Consider the following 22,354-nt stretch of genomic DNA (forward strand, 5'->3'; position numbering starts at 1 on the left):
CGGCGCATCCGACGACACATCCGGACCTGGTCGTGGAACTGACCGGGGTCACCAAGGAGTACCCGGGCGGGGTCGCGGCCCTGCGCGGGGTCGACCTGACGGTCGCCGCCGGCGAACTCCTCGCCATCGTCGGCCCGTCGGGCTCCGGCAAGTCCACCCTCCTGCACATCGTCGGCACCCTGGACCGCCCGACCGCGGGCGGCGTACGGATCGCCGGGTACGACATCGCGGCCCTCCCGGACCGTTCGCTGTCGGCCCTGCGCTCCCGGCACGTCGGCTTCGTCTTCCAGTCCTTCCACCTGGTGCCGGGCATCAGCGCCCGGGCGAACGTCGCCGAAGGGCTGCTCTACAGCGGCCTCCCGCGGGCCGAACGGCTGCGCCGGGCGGCGCAGGCCCTGGACCGGGTGGGCCTCGGCGACCGGATGGACCACCGGCCGCACGAGCTGTCCGGCGGGCAGAAGCAGCGGGTGGCGATCGCCCGGGCGGTGGCGGGCGCGCCGGACCTGCTGCTGGCCGACGAGCCGACGGGCGCGCTGGACACGGCGTCCGGGGAGTCGGTGATGGAGCTGCTGCGCGAGCTGAACCGGGACGGGGCCACCATCGCCGTGATCACCCACGACCAGGAGATCGCGGCGAGCCTGCCGCGGCAGGTGCGGATCCGCGACGGGGAGATCGTCGCGGACGTACGGAACCGGCCGGGGGTGCCGTCATGAGCCGCGCGAGGCCCCGTACGGGGACGCGCTCCCGGCGGTTGAAGCCGCCGCGGCTGTCCCCGCGGGACGTGCTGCACGTCGGGTCGGCGGGCCTGCGCGCCCGCCCGATGCGGGTGTTCCTGTCCGCGCTCGGCATCGCCATCGGCATCGCGACGATGATCGCGGTGGTCGGGATCTCCTCCTCCAGCCAGGCGAAGCTGCTGCGGGAGCTCGACAGGCTCGGCACCAACATGCTGGTCGCGAAGCCGGGTGAGGGGATGTTCACCGGCCAGGACACCAAGCTGCCCGAGGACGCCCCCGGCATGATCTCCCGGATCGCGGGGGTCGAGTCGGTCGGCACCACCGGTGACGTGCCCGAGTCCGTACGCCGCTCGGAGAACATCCCGAAGGGGGAGACGGGCGGGATCGTGCTCAAGGCGGCCAAGGACGACCTGCTGGGCACGCTGCGCGCGCGGATGGCGAGCGGCACCTGGCTCAACGCGGCCACCGGCCGCTACCCCTCGGTGGTGCTCGGGGACGTCTCCGCGCGCCGGCTCGGCATCACCGGACCGGGTCAGCAGGTCTTCATCGGCGGCCGGTACTTCACGGTGACCGGCATCCTGGAGCCCGTCCCGCTGGCCCCGGAGATCGAGCGCTCCGCGCTCATCGGGTGGGACGCGGCCGAGCAGCTGCTGGGCTTCGACGGTCACCCGACGGCGGTGTACGAGCGGTCGGCGGACGACCGGGTGGCGGCGGTCCGCGCGCTCATCCCGCGAACGGCCAACCCGCAGACCCCGAGCGCGGTGCAGGTCAGCGACCCCTCGGCGGCGCTCCAGGCGAAGGCGGCCACGGAGGGCGCGTTCAGCACGCTGTTGCTGGGGCTGGGCGGGATCGCGCTGCTGGTGGGCGGGGTCGGCGTCGCCAACACGATGATCATCTCGGTGCTTGAGCGGCGGCACGAGATCGGCCTGCGGCGGTCCCTGGGCGGCACGAAGGGCCAGATCCGGATCCAGTTCGTGACGGAGTCCCTGCTGCTGTCCGGGCTCGGCGGCCTGGCGGGCATCGCCCTGGGCGGCGCGGCCACGGCGGTCTACGCCCGGGCCGGCGGCCTGCCCTGGGTGGTCCCGCTCTGGGCGGTGACCGGCGGCTTCGCCGCCACCCTGGTGATCGGCACCCTGGCCGGGCTCTACCCGGCGGTGCGCGCGGCCCGGCTGTCGCCGACGCTGGCGCTGGCGGCGGCGTAGCGGATCGGGGCGGGGCGGGGCGGGGCGGGGGGACGGGCACGCAAAAGGCGGTAAAAGGCCAGGTGCAAGCCCATCCCCCGGAACCGATCACCGGCGTACATTGAATCGATGATGCGAACTCCACGTCACGCAGCGCGCGTTGTCATCCTGTCCCCCACCGGTTCCGTGTTCCTCTTCCGGGAGGACAACGTGGAGGTGGGCATCCACTGGCTCCCGCCCGGCGGCGGCATCGATCCCGGCGAGAGCCCGGAGGAGTGCGTGCGGCGCGAGCTGCGCGAGGAGACCGGCTGGACCGACCTCGAACCCGAACGGCTGCTCTGCACCTGGGAGCACGACTTCACGCACCAGGGCATCCCGGTCCGCCAGCACGAGCACATCTTCGTCACCACGGGCCCGCACCGCGAGCCGGTCCTGGAGGCCCCGGACATCCACTGGCAGTGGCTGACCCCGCAGCGCCTGGCCACCCTGGGCGAACCCCTGTGGCCCCCGCGCCTGCCGGACCTCCTGGCCGACACCCCGGCGGAGCCGGTCCACCTGGGGCTGCTGGCCTAGGCTTTGGGCTTCGCGGTGGCCTTGGCGTAGAGCGAGGCCGCGTACTCGCCGAGGACCGTGCTGGTCGACACGTCGTCCGTGTCCCCGCCCGTGAGGATGCCGATGATCTTCCCGTCGCGGGCGATCCACGCGCTGCCGCTGGTGCCGCCCGGGAAGTCGGCGCAGTCGAAGCGCTGTTGGGTCGCGCTTTCGCGGACGGCGACCGACGTGCAGGTACGGGGAACCTTGCGGTCGGCGGGGTAACCGGTCACGGTGACCTCCTCGCCCGCGCGGCCGCTGGTGTCGAGGACGGCCGCGCCGGTCACGTCCTCGATGGTGCGGCCCTTGGCGTCCGGGGCGAGGCGGGCGAAGGCGAGGTCGTAGTCGTCGTCCGTGCCCTCGGCCCAGCGGTCGTCCTCGAAGACTTCCTCGATCTTCCATGTGCCGTACGGGGCGACCCCGTTGGCGTACGCGGGTGCGAAGACGGCGCTTCCGCCGCCCTGGTCCCCTTCGAGCAGGCAGTGCCCGGCAGTGATGATCATGTTCCGGCCGGGGCTGCTCACCACGGTGGCGGTACAGAAGTGATCACTGTCCAGGCCATTGGTGAACAGGGCCCCGGTGAAGGCGGCGGGCCCACCGGGCGGCGGGGTGACAGCCGGCGGCAGGGTGGCACCGGGAGGCGGGGACAGCTGCGGCTTCGCCACTTGCGATCGCGACGACGGTCCCGTCGGGGAGGCGCTCGGCGCGGCCTTCGCCCGTACCGGGGGGACCCCCTCCGGCGGCGGCGCGAGCTTGGCCACCGCGGCGGACGCCCCCAGAGCCGCCACCGCGCACAGCACCGCCGTCACGACGGTCCGCTTGTCCACCGGCATGATCATCCTCCCGCTTTGCCCTGGCGAAGCATGCCTCGGCGGCAGGGTCGGGTGCAAGGCCGAGAACGGCTCCCGGACCGTGCCTCACACGGTTTCGGCCCGCAGGTCGCATACGAAGCGCAGGCCCGGACGGCCGTCCAGATCGACATCTCCGGTGGTCACGAATCCCGTACGGGCCAGCACGGCGCGTGAGCCGGCGTTGTCGAGCGTCGTGACCGCCCGCAGCGTGGCCAGTCCGTACTGCGTGACCGCCAGCCCGCGGGCCTCCCGGACCGCGGCCGTGGCCAGGCCCCGGCCCGTGGCCCGCTCGGCGATCCGGTACCCGAGCTCGGCCGAACCGTCGGCCACGTCAACGAGGTTGACCCGGCCCACCACCTCCCCGCCGTCGTCCACCAGGACGTGGAAGAAGCACAGCCCGGCGGCCTGCTCGGCCATCAGCGCGGCGTGCCGCTCGTCGAAGTCGGCGAAGTAACGATCGCCCCGGTCCGGGACCGACGCGGCGAAGTAGGCCCGGTTCTCCCGCTCGAACGCGAGCAGGGCCGGGGCATGGTCGAAGCGCAGCAACTGCAGTCGGGGCACAGCCCGATGCTAGGGGGTGTCTTGTCGATCGGGCCGGATCAGGGAGCGGTGTCCGGTGCGTGCGATCGCAAGGCCGGGGAGGGAGTCGACGCGGAGCGTCGGCGACCGACGAGAACGCGGCGAGCGTGCGTGCCGGGCACCGCGAGCCCGGCGTGATCGGCAAGACACCCCCTCCGGGGTGTCCGGTGGCCACCGCGGGTTCTCACGGACGCCGGGCCGGGCGCTCGCGCAGCCGCTGCCGGGCCGCGATGCCGAGGGTGATCCCCCAGAGCAGGAAGAGCGCGTACCAGAAGAGCCCCCAGGCGGCCTGCGGGTGGGCGTCCTTGGCAGCGAAGGCGGGCGAGGAGACGACGCGGTCGGCGGCCAGCAGGTACTGCATCGCGAAGTACGTGAAGCCCCACAGCGTCATGCCGCACGCGGCGATCCCCGCCGGTACGGCGATCAGGAGGGCGGGGATGCGGCGGCCCCACGGGCTGACCAGCGCGAGGGAGAGCACCGCGCCGAACACCGCCACCGCGCCCATCACCCAGTAGCCGATCGCGGCCTCCAGGTTGTCCTGCGGGGCTCCGGCGAAGTCGCCGGGGAACATGGCCGCGACCCCGGCGCCCCACCAGAAGTGCGGGGCCGCGTATCCCAGGGCCGCGGCGGCGGCCGTGTAACCCGGCCAGGTGCGCCGGCGGGTGGCGGGCTCGCAGGTGGGGAGCAAGGTCTCGTGCACGGTCGCCATGGATTCCTCCGGTGTGCTCGGTTTCGGTGTGGCGGTCCGGGCCTCACCCGCCTGGATCCAGCCTCACCGACCCGGCGCCTGCGCGGATCCGGCCCCCGCACGATCCCGTTCTCCCCCGCGCGGGGGAACCCCGGGTGCGGCGTATAGGTCGTCTGCCCGATCCCCGGCCCCCGCCTTAGAACACAGGCTGGGCCGGTGATCGATCGAGGAGTGGGAAAGGTCCTGCGGGACCGCAACGCGGGGCTCTACCTGTCCGGTGTGGTGGTCTCGGGATTCGGTACGACCGCCATGTGGCTGGTCGCCGGGGTCTGGGTGAAGTCACTGACCGGTTCGGACGCGCTCGCAGCCCTGACCGTGTTCACCATGTGGGCGCCGGTCCTGGCCGGACCGGCGCTGGGGGCGCTCGCCGACCGGCTGCCCCGGCGGCCGCTGCTGGTCGCCCTCGGCCTCGTGATGGCCGCGCTGCTGCCCGTACTGACCCTGCTGGACTCGGCGGACCGGGTGTGGCTGCTGTTCGCGGTCCTGCTCGTGTACGGGATCTGCGGCACCGTGCACGGGGCGGCGGAGGCGGCCCTGGTCCCGCAGGCCGTGGGCCACCGGCTCCTCGGGGACTTCAACGGGCTGCGGCTGACCGCCGACGAGGGCATGAAGCTGCTCGCACCGCTGGTGGGCGCGGGCCTGTTCGCCCGCTTCGGCGGGGCGTCGGTGGCCTTGCTCGACGCGGTGACCTTCGCGCTCGCGGCGGGGATCTTCGCCCTGCTGCGGGTGCCCGGGGAGCCGCCGGAACGGGAGCGGATCCGGGACGGGCCGGGGGGATTCGCGGGGATGCCGGAGGGCTGGCGGCAGCTGCGGGGGGCACCTGCGGCGCGCACGCTGGTGGCGGCCGGCGCCGCCGTGATGTTCCTGGCCGGGCTGAACGGCGCGGTGATCTACGCGGTCGCCGGGGACGTGCTGGGGCACGCGCCCACCTACGTGGGGGTGTTGTACGCGGTGCAGGGCGCGGGTTCGGTCCTGAGCGGGCTCGTGGCGGGCCCGCTGCTGCGGCGAATGCCGGAGAGGCTCTTCGCGGCCGCCGGAATGGCTCTGTTCGCCCTCGGCGCCGGGGTCCGGGCGCTGCCGTACGACGCGGTGGCCCTGGCGGGCAGCGCGGCCATCGGCGCCGGGCTGCCGTGCGTGCTGATCGCCGCGCTGACGGCGGTGCAGCGCGAGGTCCCGAACGCCGCGCTGGGCCGCGCCGCGGCCACGGCCAACACCCTGGTCTTCGTACCGAACGCGCTGGCCCTGGCGCTGGGTTCCGCCCTGGTGGCCTTCGTGGACGTGCGGGTGCTGCTGCCGGCGCTGACGGTGGCGGGCCTGGCCACGGCGCTGCCGCTCGCGGCCCTGGGCGCGGACCGGGCGCGAGTGGCCGTAGGACGCCAGTGGCCGTAAGGCGTGGCCGGCGGAGGGGACCGGGCCACGCCCTACGGCCGCAGGCTCACGCCCTACAGCCGCAGGCTCACGCCCTACGGCCGCAGGCTCACGTCCCCGGCCCCGCCCACAGGCCGTCCGCCGTGAGCCCGAGCAGGTCGATCGCGTTGCCGCGCACGATGCGGTCCACCACGTCCGGTGCCAGGTGGCCCATCTGGGACTCGCCGACCTCGCGGGACTTGGGCCAGGTGGAGTCGGAGTGGGGGTAGTCCGTCTCGTAGAGGACGTTGGCGACGCCGATCGAGTCGAGGTTCTTCAGGCCGAAGGCGTCGTCGAAGAAGCAGCCGAAGACGTGCTCGGCGAAGAGCTCCGACGGCGGGCGCAGCACCTTGTCCGCGACTCCGCCCCAGCCGCGGTTCTCCTCCCAGACCACGTTCGCGCGCTCGAGGATGTACGGGATCCAGCCGATCTGGCCCTCCGCATACATGATCTTCAGGTTCGGGAAGCGCTCGAACTTGCCGCTCATCAGCCAGTCGACCATCGAGAAGCAGCAGTTGGCGAAGGTGATGGTGGAGCCGACCGCGGGCGGGGCGTCGGCCGAGGTGGACGGCATGCGGGAGGAGGAGCCGATGTGCATGGCGATGACCGTGCCGGTCTCGTTGCACGCCTCCAGGAAGGGGTCCCAGTCGTCCGTGTGGATGGAGGGGAGGCCCAGGTGCGGGGGTATCTCGGAGAACGCGACCGCACGCACCCCGCGCGCGGCGTTGCGGCGGACCTCGGCGGCGGCCAGGCGGGCGTCCCAGAGCGGGATCAGGGTGAGGGGGATGAGGCGGCCGCGGGCGTCCGGGCCGCACCACTCCTCCACCATCCAGTCGTTGTAGGCCCGTACGCCGAGGAGCCCCAGCTCACGGTCCTTGGCCTCGGTGAAGGTCTGGCCGCAGAAGCGGGGGAAGGTCGGGAAGCAGAGGGCCGACTGGACGTGGTTGACGTCCATGTCCGCGAGCCGGTCGGGAACCGAGTAGGACCCGGGGCGCATCTGCTCGTAGGTGATGACTTCCAGTTTGATCTCGTCGCGGTCGTACCCGACAGCCGTGTCGAGGCGGGTGAGCGGCCGGTGCAGGTCCTCGTACACCCACCAGTCGCCGATGGGGCCGTCGTCGCCCTCGGCCCCCATCACGGGGGCGAACTTGCCGCCGAGGAAGGTCATTTCCTTCAACGGGGCGCGGACGACGCGGGGGCCGATGTCGCGGTACTTGGACGGGAGCCGGTCCCGCCAGACGTGGGGGGGCTCAACCGTGTGGTCGTCCACCGAGATGATCTTCGGGAAGGTCTCCATGGCTCATACGGTAGCGCTGATCTGACGAACCGTCAGCTAGTCGGCCGGTGATCGGTCGGACACGGGCTGACGTCCACGCGCGAGACAGGGCAGACTGACCCTTACACCGACGGAAGGCAGGGGGACGACAGATGGACGGCGTACCGGCCATCCCGAGCCCGCGGAAACATCCCGAGGCCCGTACGGCTGCCGTCGTACCCGAAGCCGGTCCGGGGGCGCCCCCCGCACGCGCGACCGCCGCACCCGCGGCCGAGTCCACGGCGGCCCAGGCCCCCACCCACCCGGCACGGGCCGGGTCCACGGCGGGTCCTGCCGCCGAACCCACCGCACGGGCCGATTCCGCCCAGGGCCCGGCGGGCGCGGCCTCCCCGGCCCCGGCCCGCGCCACCGCCCCCCGAACGAGTCCGGAACGGTCCGGGTCCGCCGAGCCCGCCGCAGGCGACACCGCAGGTCCGGGCGAGTCCCGCTTCGCCGTCCTCGGCCCCGTCCGCGCCTGGCGCGGCGCCGAGATCCTGCCCTCCGGCACCCCCCAGCAGCGCGCCCTGCTCGCCGTGCTCCTGCTGCGCGACGGCCGCACCGCCACCGCGCCCGAACTCATCGACGCCATCTGGGGCGAGGACCCGCCGCAGCAGGCCCTCGCCACCATCCGTACGTACGCCTCCCGCCTGCGCAAGGTCGTCGCACCCGGCCTCCTCGTCACCGAGTCCGGCGGCTACGCCATCCGGCTGCGCTCCACCGCCACCCTCGACCTCGGCGTCGCCCGCAGCCTCGCCGCCGACGCCGACGCGGCCCGGGCCGCCGGTGACCGCTCCCTCGCCCGTACGCTCCTGGCGCGCGCCCTCGACCTCTGGGAGGGCGAGCCCCTTGCCGGCGTCCCCGGCCCGCACGCCGAGACCGAGCGCATCCGGCTCGCCGAATGGCGCCTCCAGCTGCTGGAGACCCGCCTCGACCTCGACCTGGAGGTCGGCCACCACGCCGAGGCCGTCTCCGAGCTCACCGCCCTCACCGCCGCCCACCCGCTGCGCGAACGCCTGCGCGAGCTGCTGATGCTCGCCCTCTACCGCAGCGGCCGGCAGGCCGAGGCCCTCGCCGTCTACGCCGACACCCGCCGGCTCCTCGCCGACGAGCTCGGCGTCGACCCCCGTCCCGAACTGGCCGCGCTCCAGCAGCGCATCCTCAACGCCGACGCCGATCTCGCCCGCGCGGAGGACCCGGCCCCGGCCGCCGCGACCGTTCACGTGAGGCCCGCCCAATTGCCTGCGACCGTCCCCGACTTCACCGGCCGCTCCAGCTTCGTCGCCGAGCTCGGCGCCATCCTGGGCGGCGGCGCCCTGGACCAGGTCATGGCCGTCTCCGCGCTCGCCGGCATCGGCGGCGTCGGCAAGACCACCCTCGCCGTCCACGTGGCCCACGCCGCCCGCCCGCACTTCCCCGACGGCCAGCTCTACGTCGACCTCCAGGGCACCGAGGCCCGCCCCGCCGAACCGGAGGCCGTCCTCGGTTCCTTCCTGCGCGCCCTCGGCACCCCCGACACGGCCATCCCCGACTCCCCCGCCGAGCGGGCCGCGCTCTACCGCTCCATCCTCGACGGCCGCCGCGTGCTGGTCCTCCTCGACAACGCCCGCGACGCCGCCCAGGTCCGCCCGCTGCTGCCGGGCACCGCCGGCTGCGCCGCCCTCGTCACCAGCCGGGTCCGCATGGCGGGCCTCGCCGGCGCCCATCTCGTCGACCTCGACGTGATGAGCCCCGAGGAGGCCCTCCAGCTGTTCACCCGCATCGTCGGCGAGGAGCGCGTACGCGCCGAACGCCAGGCCGCCCTCGACGTCGTCGGCGCCTGCGGCTTCCTGCCGCTCGCCATCCGCATCGCCGCCTCCCGGCTCGCCGCCCGCCGCACCTGGACCGTCTCCGTCCTGGCCGCCAAGCTCGCCGACGAGCGCCGCCGCCTCGACGAGCTCCAGACCGGCGACCTCGCCGTCAAGGCCACCTTCGAGCTCGGCTACGGCCAGCTGGAGCCCGCCCAGCAGCGCGCGTTCCGCCTCCTCGGCCTCGCCGACGGCCCCGACATCTCCCTCTCGGCGGCGGCCGCCGTGCTCGACCTGCCCGAGTACGACACCGAGGACCTCCTGGAAGCCTTAGTCGACTGCTCCCTCCTCGAATCCGCCGCCCCCGGCCGCTACCGCTTCCACGACCTCGTACGCCTCTACGCGCGTGCCTGCGCCGAGCGCGACGAGCAGCCTCCGAGCGGGCGCGAGGCGGCCCTGGACCGGCTGCTGGACTTCTACCTGGCCACCGCCTCCGGGGTCTACGCCCTGGAACGCCCCGGTGACCGGCTGCCCGCGCACCTGTCCGACACCCACTACCCCGGGCTGGTCTTCGCCGAACCGCGCGCCGCCCTGGACTGGCTGTACGCCGAGGCCGACCCGCTGCTGGCGTGCGTACGGCAGGCCTCCGTACGGGGTGGCGAGTCACTGGTCCTGCGCCGGGCCGTGGACCTGCTGTGGGCGGCGAAGGACCTCGCCGAGTCCGGGGCCAACTCCCGGCAGTACGAGTCGGCCGCCGTGGCCCTGCGCGACGCCGCCCAGGCCGCGAAGGACCCGTACGCCGAGGGCCGCGCCCGCACCACCCTCACCAACGTCCACCTGGTCGCGGGCCGCTTCGCCGAGGCCGACGACGAGGCCGCCCGGGCCACCGTGCTCGCGCGCGAGGCCGGCGATCCGCTGCCCATGTGCTGGGCCCCCAACGACCGCGGGATCATCGCCCTCTACGAGGGCCGGCACGCGGACGGCGAGCGCTACCTGCTGCAGGCCATCGAGTGCTTCCGCGCCGACGGCAACAACGTCGGCGAGGCCAGTGCCCTGTGCAACCTCTCCCGCATCCACGTAGAGCTGGGCCGCCTGCCCAGCGCCATAGACCTGGCCCAGCAGGGCATCGCCATCTACGACCGGATGGGCCTGAGCCTGCGCCTGGCCAACGGCCGCTACGCGCTGGGCATCGCCCTCACCCAGGCCGGGCGGCTCGGCGAGGCCCTGGCGCAGCTCGCCGAGGCGCTGTCGCTGTTCCACGAGAACCGCCAGCCCCTGTGGGAGGGCGTGACCCACTTCCGGCTGGCCGAGGCCCATCTGGCGGCGCGCCGGCCCACCCTGGCCGCCTCGCACGCCGAGCAGGCCATCGCGCTGCGCGGGATCGGCGGGGAGTGGCGCCGGGCGACGGTCCTGACGGTGCTCGGCAAGGCGCTGCGGCGGCTGGGGCAGCGGGACCGCGCGCGGGCCTGCTGGCGGGACGCGGAGACCGTGTTCACGCAGCTGAGGTCGGCCGAACTGGGCGAGGTACAGGCCCTGCTGGCCTCGGAGATCGCCGCCTGAGCTGCGGGGACGCCGGTTGAACGCGGCGTTCATCGTTCGTTTATCGCCGTCCGACACGATAAGTGCATCGACCCGGCGCCTCGGGGGAGCATCCGGGCCGGTTGGTGGACTACCCGTTCGGCGGTCATCGGGGGAATCGCCGAACGGGCCCAGCCCTACCCATCCATCAGGAGAATCGATGACGACGAACGAGAACCTCAAGCCGCTCGACAACCACGCCTCGGGCGTCGAGATCGAGACCCTGGACAACCACGCCTCGGGCATCGAGATCAAGCCGCTGGGGCAGACCGAGACGGACACCGCCGCTGCCGCCGCGGCCGCCGCTGCGGCCATCGCCGCGGGCGAGGAGATCCAGACGCTGGACAACCACGCGTCCGGTCCGCGCCCGTAGCACTCGCAAGACGTACGGGGGATTCCACGGGGGAATCGGGGGAACGGCGGTCGCGGTGGCCCGGAGGGGGAGCCACCGCGACCGCCGTACACGTGCGCCCGGACCGGAGCCCGGCGGCGGCATAGTCTGGGGGTGTGTTCTCCTCCCACGGACCGAGCGTCCGCGAACTGGCAGTGCAGGGCCTCTCCTCGGTGGAGCGGGGCTACGACCTCCTCGCGCCGAAGTTCGACCACACCCCCTTCCGCACCCCGGACCGGATACTCGACGCCGTCGAGGAGACCCTCGCCCAGGTGGAGGGCGGCTTCGGAGCCGGCCTGGACGTGTGCTGCGGCACGGGCGCCGGGATCGACATGCTGCGCCGGCTGTGCCGCGACCGGATCACCGGGGTGGACCTCAGCGCGGGCATGCTCGCGGAGGCCGGGCGCGCGTACGCGGACGATGACCGCGTGGACTTCGTACGGGCCGACGCGCGGGCCCTGCCGCCCGCCCTCGGGGACACGTACGACCTGGCGGTCAGCTTCGGCGCGTTCGGCCACTTCCTCCCGAAGGAACGGCCCGCGCTCTTCTCCGGGATCCACGCGGCGCTGCGCGAGGGCGGCGTCTTCGCCTTCCCGATCGGCGCCCCGCTGCCGCTCGGCTCCCGGGTGTGGTGGGCGACGACGGGCTTCGACGCGGCGATGCGGGTGCGCAACGCGGTGTGGCGTCCCCCCTTCGTCATGTATTACCGCACCTTCCCCCTGGGCCCGGTCCGCGAGGACCTCCGGGCAGCCGGCTTCACGGTGGAAACGGTCCCCCTGACCCCCTTCGGCCACCGCCCGGACGGCACCCCCCACTGGCGCCTGCTCCTGGCCCGCCGCCGGTAGCGTGCCCGTGCCGCCGTATCCCGGTGTGCGAGGGCGCCGCCGAGTAGGCTGAACCAGCGCACCCCCTGGAGGACACCATGGCCGCCGAGCTCCCCGAATGGATGCTCCCGCCCCGCCCGAGCGGCTGGGAAGCGGACGACCTCGATCACCTGCCCCAGGCCCCCCGGCACACCGAGCTCATCGACGGAGCGCTGATCTTCATGATGTCGCCGCAGCGGAACTGGCACTCCCGTCTCGTGGAGAACCTGACTTTCGCCCTGCGGCAGGCGGCACCTGACGACATCGAGGTCTCCCGGGAGATGACCATCCGGCTCGACCGGAAGAGCCGCCCGGAACCGGACATCCTGGCTGCGGCCGTCCCCTACGACCCGGACCGCACCCGCTACCTCCCTGACGAGGTGGTTCTGGTGATCGAAGTGGTGTCCGAGGAGTCGGTGGACCGCGATCGTTCCATCAAGCCCTTCAAATACGCCCAGGCGGGAATCCCCCACTTCTGGCGTGTCGAGGACGAGACGACCGGGCCCGCCGTCCACGTCTACGAGCTGGACACCGTCACCCGGTCGTACGTCGCGACCGGAATCCACCGGGAGTGGCTCAAGGTGGCGGTTCCGTTCGCCGCGACCATCGATCTGGGCAGCCTCGTCCCCTGAACCGACTCAGCCGGTGCGGAGGGCGCGTTTGAGGATCTTGCCGCTCGCGTTGCGCGGGAGTTCCGTCACGAACTCCACCGCGCGCGGGACCTTGTAGTTGGCCATCTCGCGGCGGGACCAGGCGATCAGGTCGTCCGCGGTGAGGGTGGAGCCGGGGCGGCGGACGGCGTAGGCCTTGCCGACCTCGCCGAGGCGCGGGTCCGGGATGCCGATCACCGCGACGTCCGCGATGTCCGGGTGGAGGCCGAGGAGTTGCTCGATCTCGGCGGGGTAGGCGTTGAACCCGCCGACGATGAACATGTCCTTGATCCGGTCGGTGATGCGCAGGTTGCCGTGCTCGTCCATGTACCCCACGTCGCCGGTGTGCAGCCAGCCCTCGGGGGTGACCGTCCGGGCGGTCTCCTCGGGGTCCTCGAAGTAGCCCTGCATGACGTGGTAGCCGCGGACCGCGATCTCGCCCGCGTGCCCGGCCGGCTGCGGCCGCCCGCCCGCGTCCAGGATCACCACCTCCGTTTCCGGTATGGCCCGGCCGGAGGTGGCGGAGACGGTCTCCGCGGGGTCGCCGCGGCGGCACATGGTGACGATGCCGCTGGCCTCGGAGAGCCCGTACGCCGTGAGGACGGTGGCGATGCGCAGTTCGCCGCGCAGCCGTTCGACGAGCCGCAGCGGGACCACGGCCGCGCCGGTGACGACCAGGCGCAGGGCGGAGAGGTCGTGGTGGTCGCGCTGGGGGTGGTCGAGGAGCGACTGGTGGAGGGTGGGCGGCCCGGGGAGTACGGAGATCCGCTCGGCGGCGACGTTCGCGAGGACGGTGTCCACGTTGAACACGGACTGCGGGACCATCGTGGCCCCGCGCATCAGGCAGGCGATGATCCCCGCCTTGTAGCCGAAGGTGTGGAAGAAGGGGTTCACGATCAGGTAGCGGTCGCCCTCGCGCAGTCCGGCGAGCTCGCTCCACACGTCGTAGCAGCGCAGGGACTGGGCGTGGGTGATGACCGCGCCCTTGGGGCTGCCGGTGGTGCCGGAGGTGAAGATGATGTCGGAGGGGGACTCGGGGCGGATGGCCTCGGCGCGCTCGCGGACCGCCGCGGCCGGTACGCCGTCCCCGCCTGCCAGGAAGTCCTTCCACGTGCGGAAGGAGTCGGGGGCGTCGTCGGCGAGGACGACGACCTGTTCCAGGTGCGGCAGTCCCGGCAGCGGTCCGGTGCCGGGGCCCTCGGCCGCGGCGCGGCGCAGGGAGGCGACGTAGGAGGTACCGAGGAAGGTGCCGGTGACGAAGAGCAGCCGGGCCCGGCTGCGCTCCAGGATGTACGCGGCCTCCGCGCCCTTGAAGCGGGTGTTGAGGGGGACGAGCACCGCGCCGGCCGAGACGGCGCCGAGGGCGGAGACGATCCACTCCAGGGTGTTGGGGGCCCAGACGGCCACCCGGTCGCCGGGCTCGGTCCCGGCGGCGATGCAGGCCGCGGCGGCGCGCTCGACGCGTTCGCCGAGCTGCGCGTAACTGATCCGGGTGCGCCCGTCGACGACGGCCTCGCGGTCGGCGTACCGTGCCGCTGCCGCCCGGACGAGCTGCGCGATGCTGCCCCAGCGCAGATCCCCGCGTACGTTCTCGCGTACGTCCTCGCGCCCGTCGCCGCCCATGCGTGCCGCCTTCCCGCAGACCCAGTAGCTGACTATCCGTCAGATTAGCTGTAGCCTTCGCGGCTGTCAGTACTGGCGCACCCCGGAGGTGGCGATGGCGGCAACGCTCAAGGACGCGACGGCGATAGTCGGCATCGGGCAGACCGCCTTCGCCAGACACCTGCCGCAGTCCGAGAAGGAACTGGCCTGCCGCGCCATCCTCGCGGCCCTCGCCGACGCCGGCATCGAACCGTCCGAGGTCGACGCCTTCGCCTCCTACACCATGGAGGAGACCGACGAGGTCGAGGTCGCCAAGGCCATCGGCGCCGGCGACGTCACCTTCTTCTCCAAGATCGGCTACGGCGGGGGCGGTTCCTGCGCCACCGTCGGCCACCTCGCCTCCGCCGTCGCCACCGGCCAGGCCACCGTCGGCGTCGCCTGGCGCTCCCGCAAACGCGGCTCGGGCCCCCGCCCCTGGAAGAACACCGCCGTCCAGCTGCCCACCCCCGGCCAGTGGACCAGACCCTTCGGCCTTCTGCGCCCCGCCGACGAGATCGGCATGCTCGCCCGCCGCTACATGCACGAGTACGGCGCCACCCGCGACCACCTCTTCAACGTCGCCATGGCCTGCCGCAACCGGGCCAACGCCAACCCGGCCGCGATGATGTACGAACGCCCGCTGACCCGCGAGATGTACATGACCTCCCGCATGATCAGCGACCCGCTCTGCCTCTTCGACAACTGCCTGGAGACCGACGGCGCGCTGGCCTGCGTGATCGTCTCCGCCGAGCGCGCCCGCGACTGCCGCCAGAAGCCCGTCTACGTCCACTCCGTCGCCCAGGGCCTGCCCGCCCAGCACCACGGCATGGTCAACTACTGGAACGACGACCCGCTCTCCGGCCCCGCCTGGACCGCCGCCCGCCACCTGTGGAAGCAGGCCGACTTCGGGCCCCAGGACGTGGACGTCGCCCAGATCTACGACGCCTTCACCCCGCTGATCCCGCTCTCCCTGGAGGGCTACGGCTTCTGCGGCCGCGGCGAGGGCGCCGCCTTCACCGAGGGCGGCGCCCTGGAGACGGGCGGCCGGCTCCCCATCAACACCGGGGGCGGCGGCCTGTCCGAGGCGTACGTGCACGGCTTCAACCTGATCAACGAGGGCGTCAAGCAGCTGCGCGGCGTCTCCACCGCCCAGGTCCCCGACGCCGCGACCTGCCTGGTGACGGCGGGCGAGGGAGTCCCGACGTCCGCGATCCTGCTGAGGAGCTGACCCGATGACCCCAGTGACCCCGATGACCCCGATGGCCGCCGCCTCCGCCGCTGCGGACGAACTGCTGCTGCCGGTCCCCGACGAGGACGGCGCCCCCTTCTGGGAGTACGCCGCCCAGGGCGAGCTCCGCGTCCAGGCCTGCGCCGGCTGCGGCCGGCTGCGCTTCCCGCCCCGCCCCTGCTGCCCGCACTGCCGGTCCTTCGACAGCGAGTGGCGCCGGATGAGCGGCCGCGGCCGCATCTGGTCCTACGTACGGCCGCACCCGCCGCTGCTGCCCGCGTACGCCGCGCAGGCCCCGTACAACGTGATCCTCGTGGAGCTCGCCGACGCCCCGCACATCCGGCTCGCCGGGAACCTGGTGACCTCGGCCGACGCCCCGCTCGACTCGGTGGACCCGGCCCGGCTGCGGATCGGCGCCCGGGTGCACGTGGTGTTCACCGAGACGGGCGGCATGGCCGTGCCCCGCTGGGTCCTGGAGAAGTCATGACCGTGCGGGTGGAACGGGACAAGGCGACCGGCGTCGCCGTCGTCACTCTGGACCGGGAGCACCGGCACAACGCCATCGACCTGGAGACCGCCGCCGAACTGGGCGCGGTGTGGCGGGAGTTCCGGTTCGCCGAGGAGGTACGGGCGGTGGTGCTGACGGGCGCCGGGGCGGCCGCCTTCTGCACCGGCATCGACCGCGGCGTCGACGTGCCGCAGCCCGCCTCCCCCTACTCGGCCGACGACCCGCTGATCGCCATCGGCCCCAAGGCGGGCGACCTGTGGAAGCCGGTCGTCGCCGCCGTCAACGGCATGGCCTGCGGCGGGGCCTTCTACCTGCTGGGCGAGGCGGAGTTCCTGATCGCCTCCGAGACCGCCACCTTCTTCGACCCGCACACCACCTACGGGATGGTCAGCGCCTACGAGGCCGTCTACATGGCACAGCGGATGCCCTTCGGGGAGGCGGCCCGGATGTCCCTGATGGGCACGGCCGAGCGGCTCTCCGCGCGCCGGGCCCACGAGATCGGACTGGTCTCGGAACTGACGGCGCCCGACGGGCTGCTCCCGGCGGCCCTCCGGGCGGCGGAGACCCTGGCCGGCTTCCCCACGGAGGCCGTGCAGGGCACCGTACGGGCCCTGTGGTCGGCGAAGCAGGCCGCGCTCCAGCAGGCCCTGGCCCAGGCTCCGGCGCTGATCGCGCTGGGGAACCTGGCGCCGGAGCGGCAGGCGGAGCTGTTCGGCTCGCGGCGGCCCGGAACGGAGTTCAGGCTGCGCTGACGGCAGGCCTCAGTGCTTGCGCGTGGACTTCGGCGTGGACTTCTTCGGGGTGGATTTCAGCGTGGGCCTGGAACCGCCCGAGGTGGTCCTGGCCGGGCCCGGCGTCCCGGTGCCGGACGCTTCGCGGGGCCGGTCGAGCCTGCACGTGGTGACCTCGGCCGCACGCGCGGGCTCCGCCAGCGCGACCTCGACCGTCCGGGTCTCACGGGCCTCCAGGGTCGCCTCGACCTCGGTCGACTCGATGGTGGCGCCGTTCGCGCCCTCCCGGTACAGGTCCACCGTGAACGTCGCCTTGCGGTCCACGTTCGAGGTGAACCTGACCGTGGTGACCGGCGGGGTGCCTGCGACGCAGGTGACCACGACCGCCGTGGCCGGGGCGCCGCCCGCACTCGCGGAGGGCGACGCGGTGGCCGTGCTGTTGTTGCTGCCGCTGCCGTGGCTCTTCTTCTTGCTCTTGGAGCTGGAGCACCCGCCACCGCTGCTGCTCTTGCTCTTGCCGCTGCTCCCGCTGCTGCCGCTGCTGCTGCTTCCGCCGTGCGACGAGAAGCCGGTCAGGGCCAGCACGACCCCCACCAGCACCGCGGTGAACCTGATACGACGCCCAGCCACCATGGCCCGAACCCCTCCCCTGGGACAACGGCGGGTCACGCTACCAGCCGGGGCGCGCCACGTAAGAGGAACATAAAGGCCGTTTCCGCCGGAACCCTCCGGAGTGCGGGCCGCGGGGGCCGGGCGTAGCGTCGGGATCGAGATCCCTATCCCGGAGGGCCGGGCATGCTCCGCAACGCACTCGGCTCCCTGATGGGTCTGATCGGAGCGGCGGCCGCCGTCTGGAGCCCCTTCCGTGCCTGGTACGACGGCCGTCACGGACGCGACTACGGCGTCCAGGAGCTCTTCACCTCCGCCGGGATCACCGGCCACACGCCCACCCTGCTGGCCTCGGTCCTGCTCCCGTACCTCTTCGCCGCGGTCCTCACCGTGTGCGCGGTGCTGCTCCGCTCGCGGCTGCTGATGGCGCTGGCGGGGGTGGTCGTGCTCGGCTTCACGATCCTGTGGATGGTCCGCCAGGGCCAGGCCGTCGGCAGCCTCTCGGTGGGCGGCGACGGCCGGGGTCTCGGTGACGGCCTCGCCAACGCCCTCGGCGCGGGTGCGCTGATCCTCCTGGGTGCGGCGGTCATGCGCGGCCGCCCCGCCCCGCGCACCCGCCCCCTCCCCCCGACGACACCCGTTGCCGGCTGACCCCGGAAACGGCGGCGGCCCCGGCCCCCCCCCGGAGGGGGCGGGGCCGACCGGCCGGACAGGCGGGTGGGAATCAGGCGGCGGCGACGACGCCGGAGGCCGCGATCTCGACCTTGCCCTTGGGGGCGCCGGACTGGGAGCCCAGGGCCTCGATCTGGTCCACGAGCTCCTGGCCCGAGACGACCTCGCCGAAGACGACGTGCTTGCCGTCGAGCCACGAGGTGACGACGGTGGTGATGAAGAACTGCGAGCCGTTGGTGTTGCGGCCGGCGTTCGCCATCGACAGCAGGTACGGGCGGTCGTGCTTCAGCTGGAAGTTCTCGTCCGCGAACTTCTCGCCGTAGATGCTCTTGCCACCGGTGCCGTTGTGGTTGGTGAAGTCACCGCCCTGCAGCATGAACTGGGGGATGACGCGGTGGAAGCCCGAGCCGGCGTAGCCGTAGCCGTTCTGGCCGGTGCACAGCTCGCGGAAGTTGCGCGCCGTCTTCGGGACGGCCTCGTCGAAGAGGGCGAAGACGATGCGGCCGGCGGGGGCGCCGTTAATGGTGATGTCGAAGTAGACGTTGTCGCTCATGGGGTCCATCCTGTCACTCCCGGTGCGGTGCGCTGCCCGGCGGGGCCGCAGCCCCGCCTCCGGGCAGGTCAACCGCTCGTACGGGTGCCCGTACCCTTCGCCGCGTCCAGCGCGTACACGCAGCGGTCCTTGCTGCATGCGTAGACCACGCCCGCCTCCGCCACCGGGGCGCCCGTGATCTCGCCGCCCGTGGCCAGCTTCCAGCGCAGCTGGCCGCCCGCCGCGTCCAGGGTGTACAGGCAGTGGTCGGCCGAACCGAAGTGCACACGGCCGTCCGCGACCGCCGGCAGACCGGTGATCTCGCCGCCCGCCGCGAACCGCCACTTCGGGGTGCCGGTGACCGCGTCGAGCGTGTACAGCGCGCTGCCCGCGCCCAGGTGGACGTTGCCGTTCGCGACCACCACCGGGTCCGAGGACTGCCGTCCCTCCGTCGCGATCCGCCAGCGGTCCTGGCCGGTGGCCGCGTCGAGGGCGTAGACCGTGCCCAGGTAGTCGACGAGGTAGACCCCGCCGCCCGTGATGGCCGCGCCCGGCGCGAAGGCCGGGGGCGCCAGGAAGACCGCAGGGGCCTCGAAGTGCCAGCGGACCCGGCCCGAGGCCCGGTCCACCGAGATGACCCGGGTGCCGGCCGCGACGTAGACGTTGCCGTCCGGGGCCGGAGTGACCCGCACGGGCACGTTCCCGCAGGAGGCCGCGTCACCGATCGGGTAGGACCAGGACTCGCGGCCGGTACGGGCGTCCAGGGCGCGCAGCCGGGCGTCCTGCCACACGTACACCGTGCCGTCGTGGAGGACGGGGGCCGCCTCCGGGGTCTCGAAGTCGCTCTGCGCGCCGGTCAGCTCCCACAGCTTGTGGCCGTTGGAGGCCTCCCGGCCCTGCACGCCGCCGCCGCGCGTGGCGGTGACGACCGTGCCGCGCTCGGCGCGCAGCGCGTACACCCAGGCGTCGGTGGACAGCCGCCACCGCTCGGAGCCGTCGCCGGCGTCGAGCGCGTAGAGGGAGGGGCCGTCGGAGGCGTGGATCCGGCCGTCGGCGACCGCCATGGACCAGGCGACGTCGCGGGTCTTGAACTGGCGGCGGCCGCTCGCCACGTCCAGCGCGTGGACCTCGAAGGAGGTCACGTAGAGCAGGTTCCCGGCGACGGTCGGGGTGCCCCAGACCTCGTTTGACATGCGGAAGCGCCACGGCCGCCAGCGGCCGCTGTCCGGGGCCGGAGCGGGACTCTGGCTCGGTACGGGCTGCACCGCCGAGGGGGTGGCCACCGACCCGCCGGGCGGGCGGATCCAGCCGGTCGCCGAGTCCGCGGCGGCGGGGGAGGCGTGCGCGGCCGGGGCGGCGGCGCTCGCGCGCGGCCCGGGCCCGATCGGCACCGGCGAGCCGCCCAGGCGCACCGGCTCGCCCGAGGGCACCGGGGACATCGGCGGGTGGTGCGGGCGCTGCGGGACGGCCTGGCCGGTACGCGGGTCCACCCAGGAGTCGGCCCCGCGCGGGCGGCGGTGGGTGACGGCCTCGGAGGCCGGCCCGCGGCCCCCGGAGCCCGGGCCGGGCGCCGGAACCACCGGGACGGGCGCGGGCGGCGTACGGTGCCCCGCGCGCCGGGCCTCGATCATCGCGACGGCCCGCGCGGGCAGCCACGCCGAGGCGGTGCCGCTGTCGTCGCCGCCGTCGAACAGGTGCGGGGCCAGCTGCGCCTGCAGGTCGGCCGGGGTGGGCCGGAGCGTGGCGTCCATCTGCATGCAGGAGTCGATCAGCGGCCGCAGCTCGGCCGGGAGCCCCTCCAGGTTGGGCCCCTCGCGCAGCAGCATGAAGACCGTCTCCACCGGGTTCGCCCCGTGGTACGGCGGGTGCCCGGTGGCGGCGAAGACGAGCGTGGAGCCGAGCGAGAAGACGTCGCTGGCGCCCTTGACGCTGCGCGAGTCCTTGGCCTGCTCGGGCGACATGTAGGCGGGGGTGCCGACGGCGACGTTCGTCATGGTCAGGCGGGTGTTGGAGACCCCGCTCGCGATACCGAAGTCGATCACGCGCGGGCCGTCCTCGACGACGAGCACGTTGGACGGCTTCAGGTCGCGGTGGACCAGGCCGGCGCCGTGGATGGACTGCAGGGCCTCGGCGATACCGGCCGCGAGCCACCGTACGGCCTGGGCGGGCATGGGCCCGCACTCGTTGACGATCTCCTCCAGGGAGGGCGCCGGGACGTAGGCGGTCGCCAGCCACGGCACGGCGGCACGCGGGTCGGCGTCGACCACGGCCGCGGTGTAGAAGCCGGACACGGCGCGGGCCGCCTCCACCTCGCGGGTGAAGCGGACGCGGAAGAGCTGGTCCTCGGCGAGCTCGGTGCGCACCGTCTTGATCGCGACCCGCCGTCCGGACGCGGACCGCGCGAGATAGACCAGCCCCATGCCGCCGGCGCCGAGCCGTCCCAGCACCTCGAAGGGGCCGATCCGTCTCGGGTCGTGCTGCGTCAGCTGCTCCACCACTCGCCTCCACACCTCCCCGTACGGGCCACTCAGCGGGCCCGCTTCCACCGGCACGGGGCCCTGCCCCGTGCAGCGTCTCACTCCGGGCGCCGCCCGGGTCGAGCAACCCCGATTCTGTCAGGCCCGGACCCGGTCCGGCCCCGGCACGTCGAGCCGGGCGGTGTGATCTGCTCGGCGATCTTTCCGGGACCGGGGCCTTGCGGACCGCGCGGCGCGGTGGGCGGGGGCTGCGCGGCCCGGTGGGCGGGGGCTACGCGGCCGGCTTCGAGCGGGGTTCCGAGAGCAGCCCGAAGACCGCCCCCTGGTTGTCGGCGACGACCGCGATCCGCCCGTAGGGGGTGTCGAAGGGGTCGGCGGTGACCCGGCCGCCGAGCCGCTGCACCATGGCGACGGACTGGTCGCAGTCCGGTACGGCGAAGTAGGCGAGGAAGTGCGCGGGCATGGCCTCGGGGAAGGCGCCGGTGATCAGGCTGCGGCCGAGGACGGCGGTGTCCGTGCCGGGCGCGGTCCCGGGCGGGGACCAGATGCGGTACTCGACGCCGGCGTCGTCCTGGTCCTGCGGGACGTAACCGAAGACCTTGGCGTAGAAGACGTCGACGGCGTCGCGGGCCCGAGTGTAGACCTCGCTCCAGCAGTACGTGTACGGCTCCTGCTGGGCGTCGAAGCCGTGGTGGGTGCCGGGCTGCCACAGGCCGAAGACGGCGCCGCCGGGGTCGGCGGCCATCGCCGCGGTGCCGTACGGGCCGACCGGCATCGGGTCCATCACCATCTGGCCGCCGGCCGCGCGGATGCGCTGGGCGCAGGCGTAGGCGTCGGTGGTGTAGAGGTAGATCCCCCAGACGGTGGGCATGCGGCCGTCGGGCTTGGGGGCGAGGGCGGCGACGTTGCGGCCGCGGCTGTAGGCCTGCGTGTAGTGGCCGTACTCGGCGCCCGCACCCTCGGCGAAGGTCCACCCGAAGAGCTCACCGTAGAAGCGCTTGCCCGCCTCGACGTCCGGAAGCGAGGCGTCCACCCAGCAGGGTGCGCCTTCCGCGAATGCGGCCATGGGCCCGTTTCCTTCCGTTGTGCGGGGGTGTGTACCCTCCCAACCCTCTCAGCCATGATCCGCCCGAAAACTTGTCCACAGCCTGTTGATAAGACTATTCGGGGGAAATCTTGCGGAACCGGGCGACACGCCCGGCCCGGGGGGCGGGCCGGGCCCGGCGCGGGGACAGGGCCCGGCCGGGGGCGCACGGGGGCCGATTTCCGTCCGGAATGCGCCTG

21 protein-coding genes are annotated in these 22,354 nt (G+C 73.6%); 12 read left to right on the plus strand and 9 right to left on the minus strand.

Going from position 1 to position 22,354, the window contains the following annotated elements; genetic code table 11:
* Window positions 1-26 precede the first annotated feature (26 nt).
* From ACFY04_RS35330 to ACFY04_RS35340, 3 genes are all read left to right on the plus strand, one after another.
* Window positions 27-713, plus strand: a complete 687-nt coding sequence (locus ACFY04_RS35330) for an ABC transporter ATP-binding protein (protein WP_389123541.1) — start codon at window positions 27-29, stop codon at window positions 711-713.
* On the plus strand, window positions 710-1,936 hold the full coding sequence (locus ACFY04_RS35335) for an ABC transporter permease (protein ID WP_389123406.1): 1,227 nt from the start codon (window positions 710-712) through the stop codon (window positions 1,934-1,936). Before ACFY04_RS35330 ends, ACFY04_RS35335 begins: the two co-directional genes overlap by 4 nt.
* 108 nt (window positions 1,937-2,044) lie before the next feature.
* Complete coding sequence (locus tag ACFY04_RS35340) at window positions 2,045-2,488, plus strand: NUDIX domain-containing protein (RefSeq protein ID WP_314250447.1); 444 nt, start codon at window positions 2,045-2,047, stop codon at window positions 2,486-2,488.
* On the opposite strand, the gene ACFY04_RS35345 is transcribed toward ACFY04_RS35340, so the two are convergent.
* From ACFY04_RS35345 to ACFY04_RS35355, 3 genes are all read right to left on the minus strand, one after another.
* Window positions 2,485-3,339 (minus strand): trypsin-like serine protease, encoded by an 855-nt coding sequence (locus ACFY04_RS35345; RefSeq protein WP_389123407.1) that lies wholly within the window; start codon window positions 3,337-3,339, stop codon window positions 2,485-2,487. The genes ACFY04_RS35340 and ACFY04_RS35345 overlap by 4 nt on opposite strands.
* 84 nt (window positions 3,340-3,423) lie before the next feature.
* Complete coding sequence (locus ACFY04_RS35350; protein ID WP_389123410.1) at window positions 3,424-3,918, minus strand: GNAT family N-acetyltransferase; 495 nt, start codon at window positions 3,916-3,918, stop codon at window positions 3,424-3,426.
* 202 nt (window positions 3,919-4,120) lie between these two features.
* Window positions 4,121-4,645: a DUF3995 domain-containing protein gene (locus ACFY04_RS35355; RefSeq protein ID WP_389123413.1), complete on the minus strand. Its 525-nt coding sequence runs from the start codon at window positions 4,643-4,645 to the stop codon at window positions 4,121-4,123.
* Window positions 4,646-4,840: 195 nt separating this feature from the next.
* On the opposite strand from ACFY04_RS35355, the gene ACFY04_RS35360 reads away from it, so the two are divergent.
* Complete coding sequence (locus ACFY04_RS35360) at window positions 4,841-6,073, plus strand: MFS transporter (RefSeq protein ID WP_389123414.1); 1,233 nt, start codon at window positions 4,841-4,843, stop codon at window positions 6,071-6,073.
* Window positions 6,074-6,161: 88 nt separating this feature from the next.
* Here the strand turns inward: ACFY04_RS35360 and ACFY04_RS35365 are convergent, their stop codons facing one another.
* Entirely contained in the window at window positions 6,162-7,388 is a 1,227-nt protein-coding gene (locus ACFY04_RS35365; RefSeq protein WP_389123415.1) for an amidohydrolase family protein, read from the minus strand.
* Between the two features lie 131 nt (window positions 7,389-7,519).
* Here ACFY04_RS35365 and ACFY04_RS35370 point away from each other — a divergent pair, with 131 nt between their 5' ends.
* From ACFY04_RS35370 to ACFY04_RS35385, 4 genes are all read left to right on the plus strand, one after another.
* Window positions 7,520-10,750 carry a BTAD domain-containing putative transcriptional regulator gene (locus tag ACFY04_RS35370; RefSeq protein ID WP_389123417.1) on the plus strand — a complete coding sequence of 1,077 codons (3,231 nt, stop codon included), beginning with the start codon at window positions 7,520-7,522 and terminating at the stop codon, window positions 10,748-10,750.
* A 178-nt stretch (window positions 10,751-10,928) separates the two neighbouring features.
* Window positions 10,929-11,141, plus strand: coding sequence for a hypothetical protein (locus ACFY04_RS35375; protein WP_389123419.1), 213 nt, complete (start codon window positions 10,929-10,931; stop codon window positions 11,139-11,141).
* A 134-nt stretch (window positions 11,142-11,275) separates the two neighbouring features.
* Entirely contained in the window at window positions 11,276-12,004 is a 729-nt protein-coding gene (locus tag ACFY04_RS35380; protein WP_389123421.1) for a class I SAM-dependent methyltransferase, read from the plus strand.
* 77 nt (window positions 12,005-12,081) lie between these two features.
* Window positions 12,082-12,654 carry a Uma2 family endonuclease gene (locus ACFY04_RS35385; RefSeq protein WP_389123424.1) on the plus strand — a complete coding sequence of 191 codons (573 nt, stop codon included), beginning with the start codon at window positions 12,082-12,084 and terminating at the stop codon, window positions 12,652-12,654.
* Between the two features lie 6 nt (window positions 12,655-12,660).
* On the opposite strand, the gene ACFY04_RS35390 is transcribed toward ACFY04_RS35385, so the two are convergent.
* Complete coding sequence (locus ACFY04_RS35390; RefSeq protein ID WP_389123426.1) at window positions 12,661-14,295, minus strand: FadD3 family acyl-CoA ligase; 1,635 nt, start codon at window positions 14,293-14,295, stop codon at window positions 12,661-12,663.
* Between the two features lie 94 nt (window positions 14,296-14,389).
* Here ACFY04_RS35390 and ACFY04_RS35395 point away from each other — a divergent pair, with 94 nt between their 5' ends.
* The 3 genes from ACFY04_RS35395 to ACFY04_RS35405 are packed head-to-tail and all read left to right on the plus strand — an operon-like array spanning window position 14,390 to window position 16,801.
* The gene (locus ACFY04_RS35395; protein WP_389123427.1) at window positions 14,390-15,541 is read left to right on the plus strand and encodes a lipid-transfer protein; all 1,152 of its coding nucleotides are present in this window, start codon (window positions 14,390-14,392) and stop codon (window positions 15,539-15,541) included.
* A gap of 4 nt (window positions 15,542-15,545) precedes the next feature.
* Complete coding sequence (locus ACFY04_RS35400; protein WP_389123430.1) at window positions 15,546-16,028, plus strand: Zn-ribbon domain-containing OB-fold protein; 483 nt, start codon at window positions 15,546-15,548, stop codon at window positions 16,026-16,028.
* Window positions 16,025-16,801 (plus strand): enoyl-CoA hydratase/isomerase family protein, encoded by a 777-nt coding sequence (locus ACFY04_RS35405; RefSeq protein ID WP_389123432.1) that lies wholly within the window; start codon window positions 16,025-16,027, stop codon window positions 16,799-16,801. Before ACFY04_RS35400 ends, ACFY04_RS35405 begins: the two co-directional genes overlap by 4 nt.
* A gap of 9 nt (window positions 16,802-16,810) precedes the next feature.
* Here ACFY04_RS35405 and ACFY04_RS35410 read toward each other — a convergent pair whose 3' ends face one another.
* Window positions 16,811-17,413, minus strand: a complete 603-nt coding sequence (locus ACFY04_RS35410; protein ID WP_389123434.1) for a hypothetical protein — start codon at window positions 17,411-17,413, stop codon at window positions 16,811-16,813.
* A gap of 162 nt (window positions 17,414-17,575) precedes the next feature.
* On the opposite strand from ACFY04_RS35410, the gene ACFY04_RS35415 reads away from it, so the two are divergent.
* Window positions 17,576-18,040 carry a hypothetical protein gene (locus tag ACFY04_RS35415; RefSeq protein ID WP_389123435.1) on the plus strand — a complete coding sequence of 155 codons (465 nt, stop codon included), beginning with the start codon at window positions 17,576-17,578 and terminating at the stop codon, window positions 18,038-18,040.
* 73 nt (window positions 18,041-18,113) lie between these two features.
* On the opposite strand, the gene ACFY04_RS35420 is transcribed toward ACFY04_RS35415, so the two are convergent.
* From ACFY04_RS35420 to ACFY04_RS35430, 3 genes are all read right to left on the minus strand, one after another.
* Entirely contained in the window at window positions 18,114-18,614 is a 501-nt protein-coding gene (locus tag ACFY04_RS35420; RefSeq protein WP_389123437.1) for a peptidylprolyl isomerase, read from the minus strand.
* Between the two features lie 68 nt (window positions 18,615-18,682).
* Window positions 18,683-21,091 (minus strand): serine/threonine-protein kinase, encoded by a 2,409-nt coding sequence (locus ACFY04_RS35425; protein ID WP_389123439.1) that lies wholly within the window; start codon window positions 21,089-21,091, stop codon window positions 18,683-18,685.
* Window positions 21,092-21,341: 250 nt separating this feature from the next.
* On the minus strand, window positions 21,342-22,136 hold the full coding sequence (locus ACFY04_RS35430; RefSeq protein WP_389123441.1) for a VOC family protein: 795 nt from the start codon (window positions 22,134-22,136) through the stop codon (window positions 21,342-21,344).
* Window positions 22,137-22,354: the final 218 nt, after the last annotated feature.

Source organism: Streptomyces sp. NPDC001549 (assembly GCF_042894025.1).
Lineage (GTDB): Bacteria > Actinomycetota > Actinomycetes > Streptomycetales > Streptomycetaceae > Streptomyces > Streptomyces kutzneri.

Coding starts and splice junctions, on each gene's coding strand:
- ACFY04_RS35430 (WP_389123441.1), bottom strand. CDS start 22,136: ATGGCCGCATTCGCGGAAGGCGCACCCTGCTGGGTGGACGCCTCGCTT.
- ACFY04_RS35365 (WP_389123415.1), bottom strand. CDS start 7,388: ATGGAGACCTTCCCGAAGATCATCTCGGTGGACGACCACACGGTTGAG.
- ACFY04_RS35345 (WP_389123407.1), bottom strand. CDS start 3,339: ATGCCGGTGGACAAGCGGACCGTCGTGACGGCGGTGCTGTGCGCGGTG.
- ACFY04_RS35400 (WP_389123430.1), top strand. CDS start 15,546: ATGACCCCAGTGACCCCGATGACCCCGATGGCCGCCGCCTCCGCCGCT.
- ACFY04_RS35410 (WP_389123434.1), bottom strand. CDS start 17,413: ATGGTGGCTGGGCGTCGTATCAGGTTCACCGCGGTGCTGGTGGGGGTC.
- ACFY04_RS35370 (WP_389123417.1), top strand. CDS start 7,520: ATGGACGGCGTACCGGCCATCCCGAGCCCGCGGAAACATCCCGAGGCC.
- ACFY04_RS35395 (WP_389123427.1), top strand. CDS start 14,390: ATGGCGGCAACGCTCAAGGACGCGACGGCGATAGTCGGCATCGGGCAG.
- ACFY04_RS35335 (WP_389123406.1), top strand. CDS start 710: ATGAGCCGCGCGAGGCCCCGTACGGGGACGCGCTCCCGGCGGTTGAAG.
- ACFY04_RS35375 (WP_389123419.1), top strand. CDS start 10,929: ATGACGACGAACGAGAACCTCAAGCCGCTCGACAACCACGCCTCGGGC.
- ACFY04_RS35355 (WP_389123413.1), bottom strand. CDS start 4,645: ATGGCGACCGTGCACGAGACCTTGCTCCCCACCTGCGAGCCCGCCACC.
- ACFY04_RS35405 (WP_389123432.1), top strand. CDS start 16,025: ATGACCGTGCGGGTGGAACGGGACAAGGCGACCGGCGTCGCCGTCGTC.
- ACFY04_RS35415 (WP_389123435.1), top strand. CDS start 17,576: ATGCTCCGCAACGCACTCGGCTCCCTGATGGGTCTGATCGGAGCGGCG.
- ACFY04_RS35340 (WP_314250447.1), top strand. CDS start 2,045: ATGATGCGAACTCCACGTCACGCAGCGCGCGTTGTCATCCTGTCCCCC.
- ACFY04_RS35390 (WP_389123426.1), bottom strand. CDS start 14,295: ATGGGCGGCGACGGGCGCGAGGACGTACGCGAGAACGTACGCGGGGAT.
- ACFY04_RS35420 (WP_389123437.1), bottom strand. CDS start 18,614: ATGAGCGACAACGTCTACTTCGACATCACCATTAACGGCGCCCCCGCC.
- ACFY04_RS35385 (WP_389123424.1), top strand. CDS start 12,082: ATGGCCGCCGAGCTCCCCGAATGGATGCTCCCGCCCCGCCCGAGCGGC.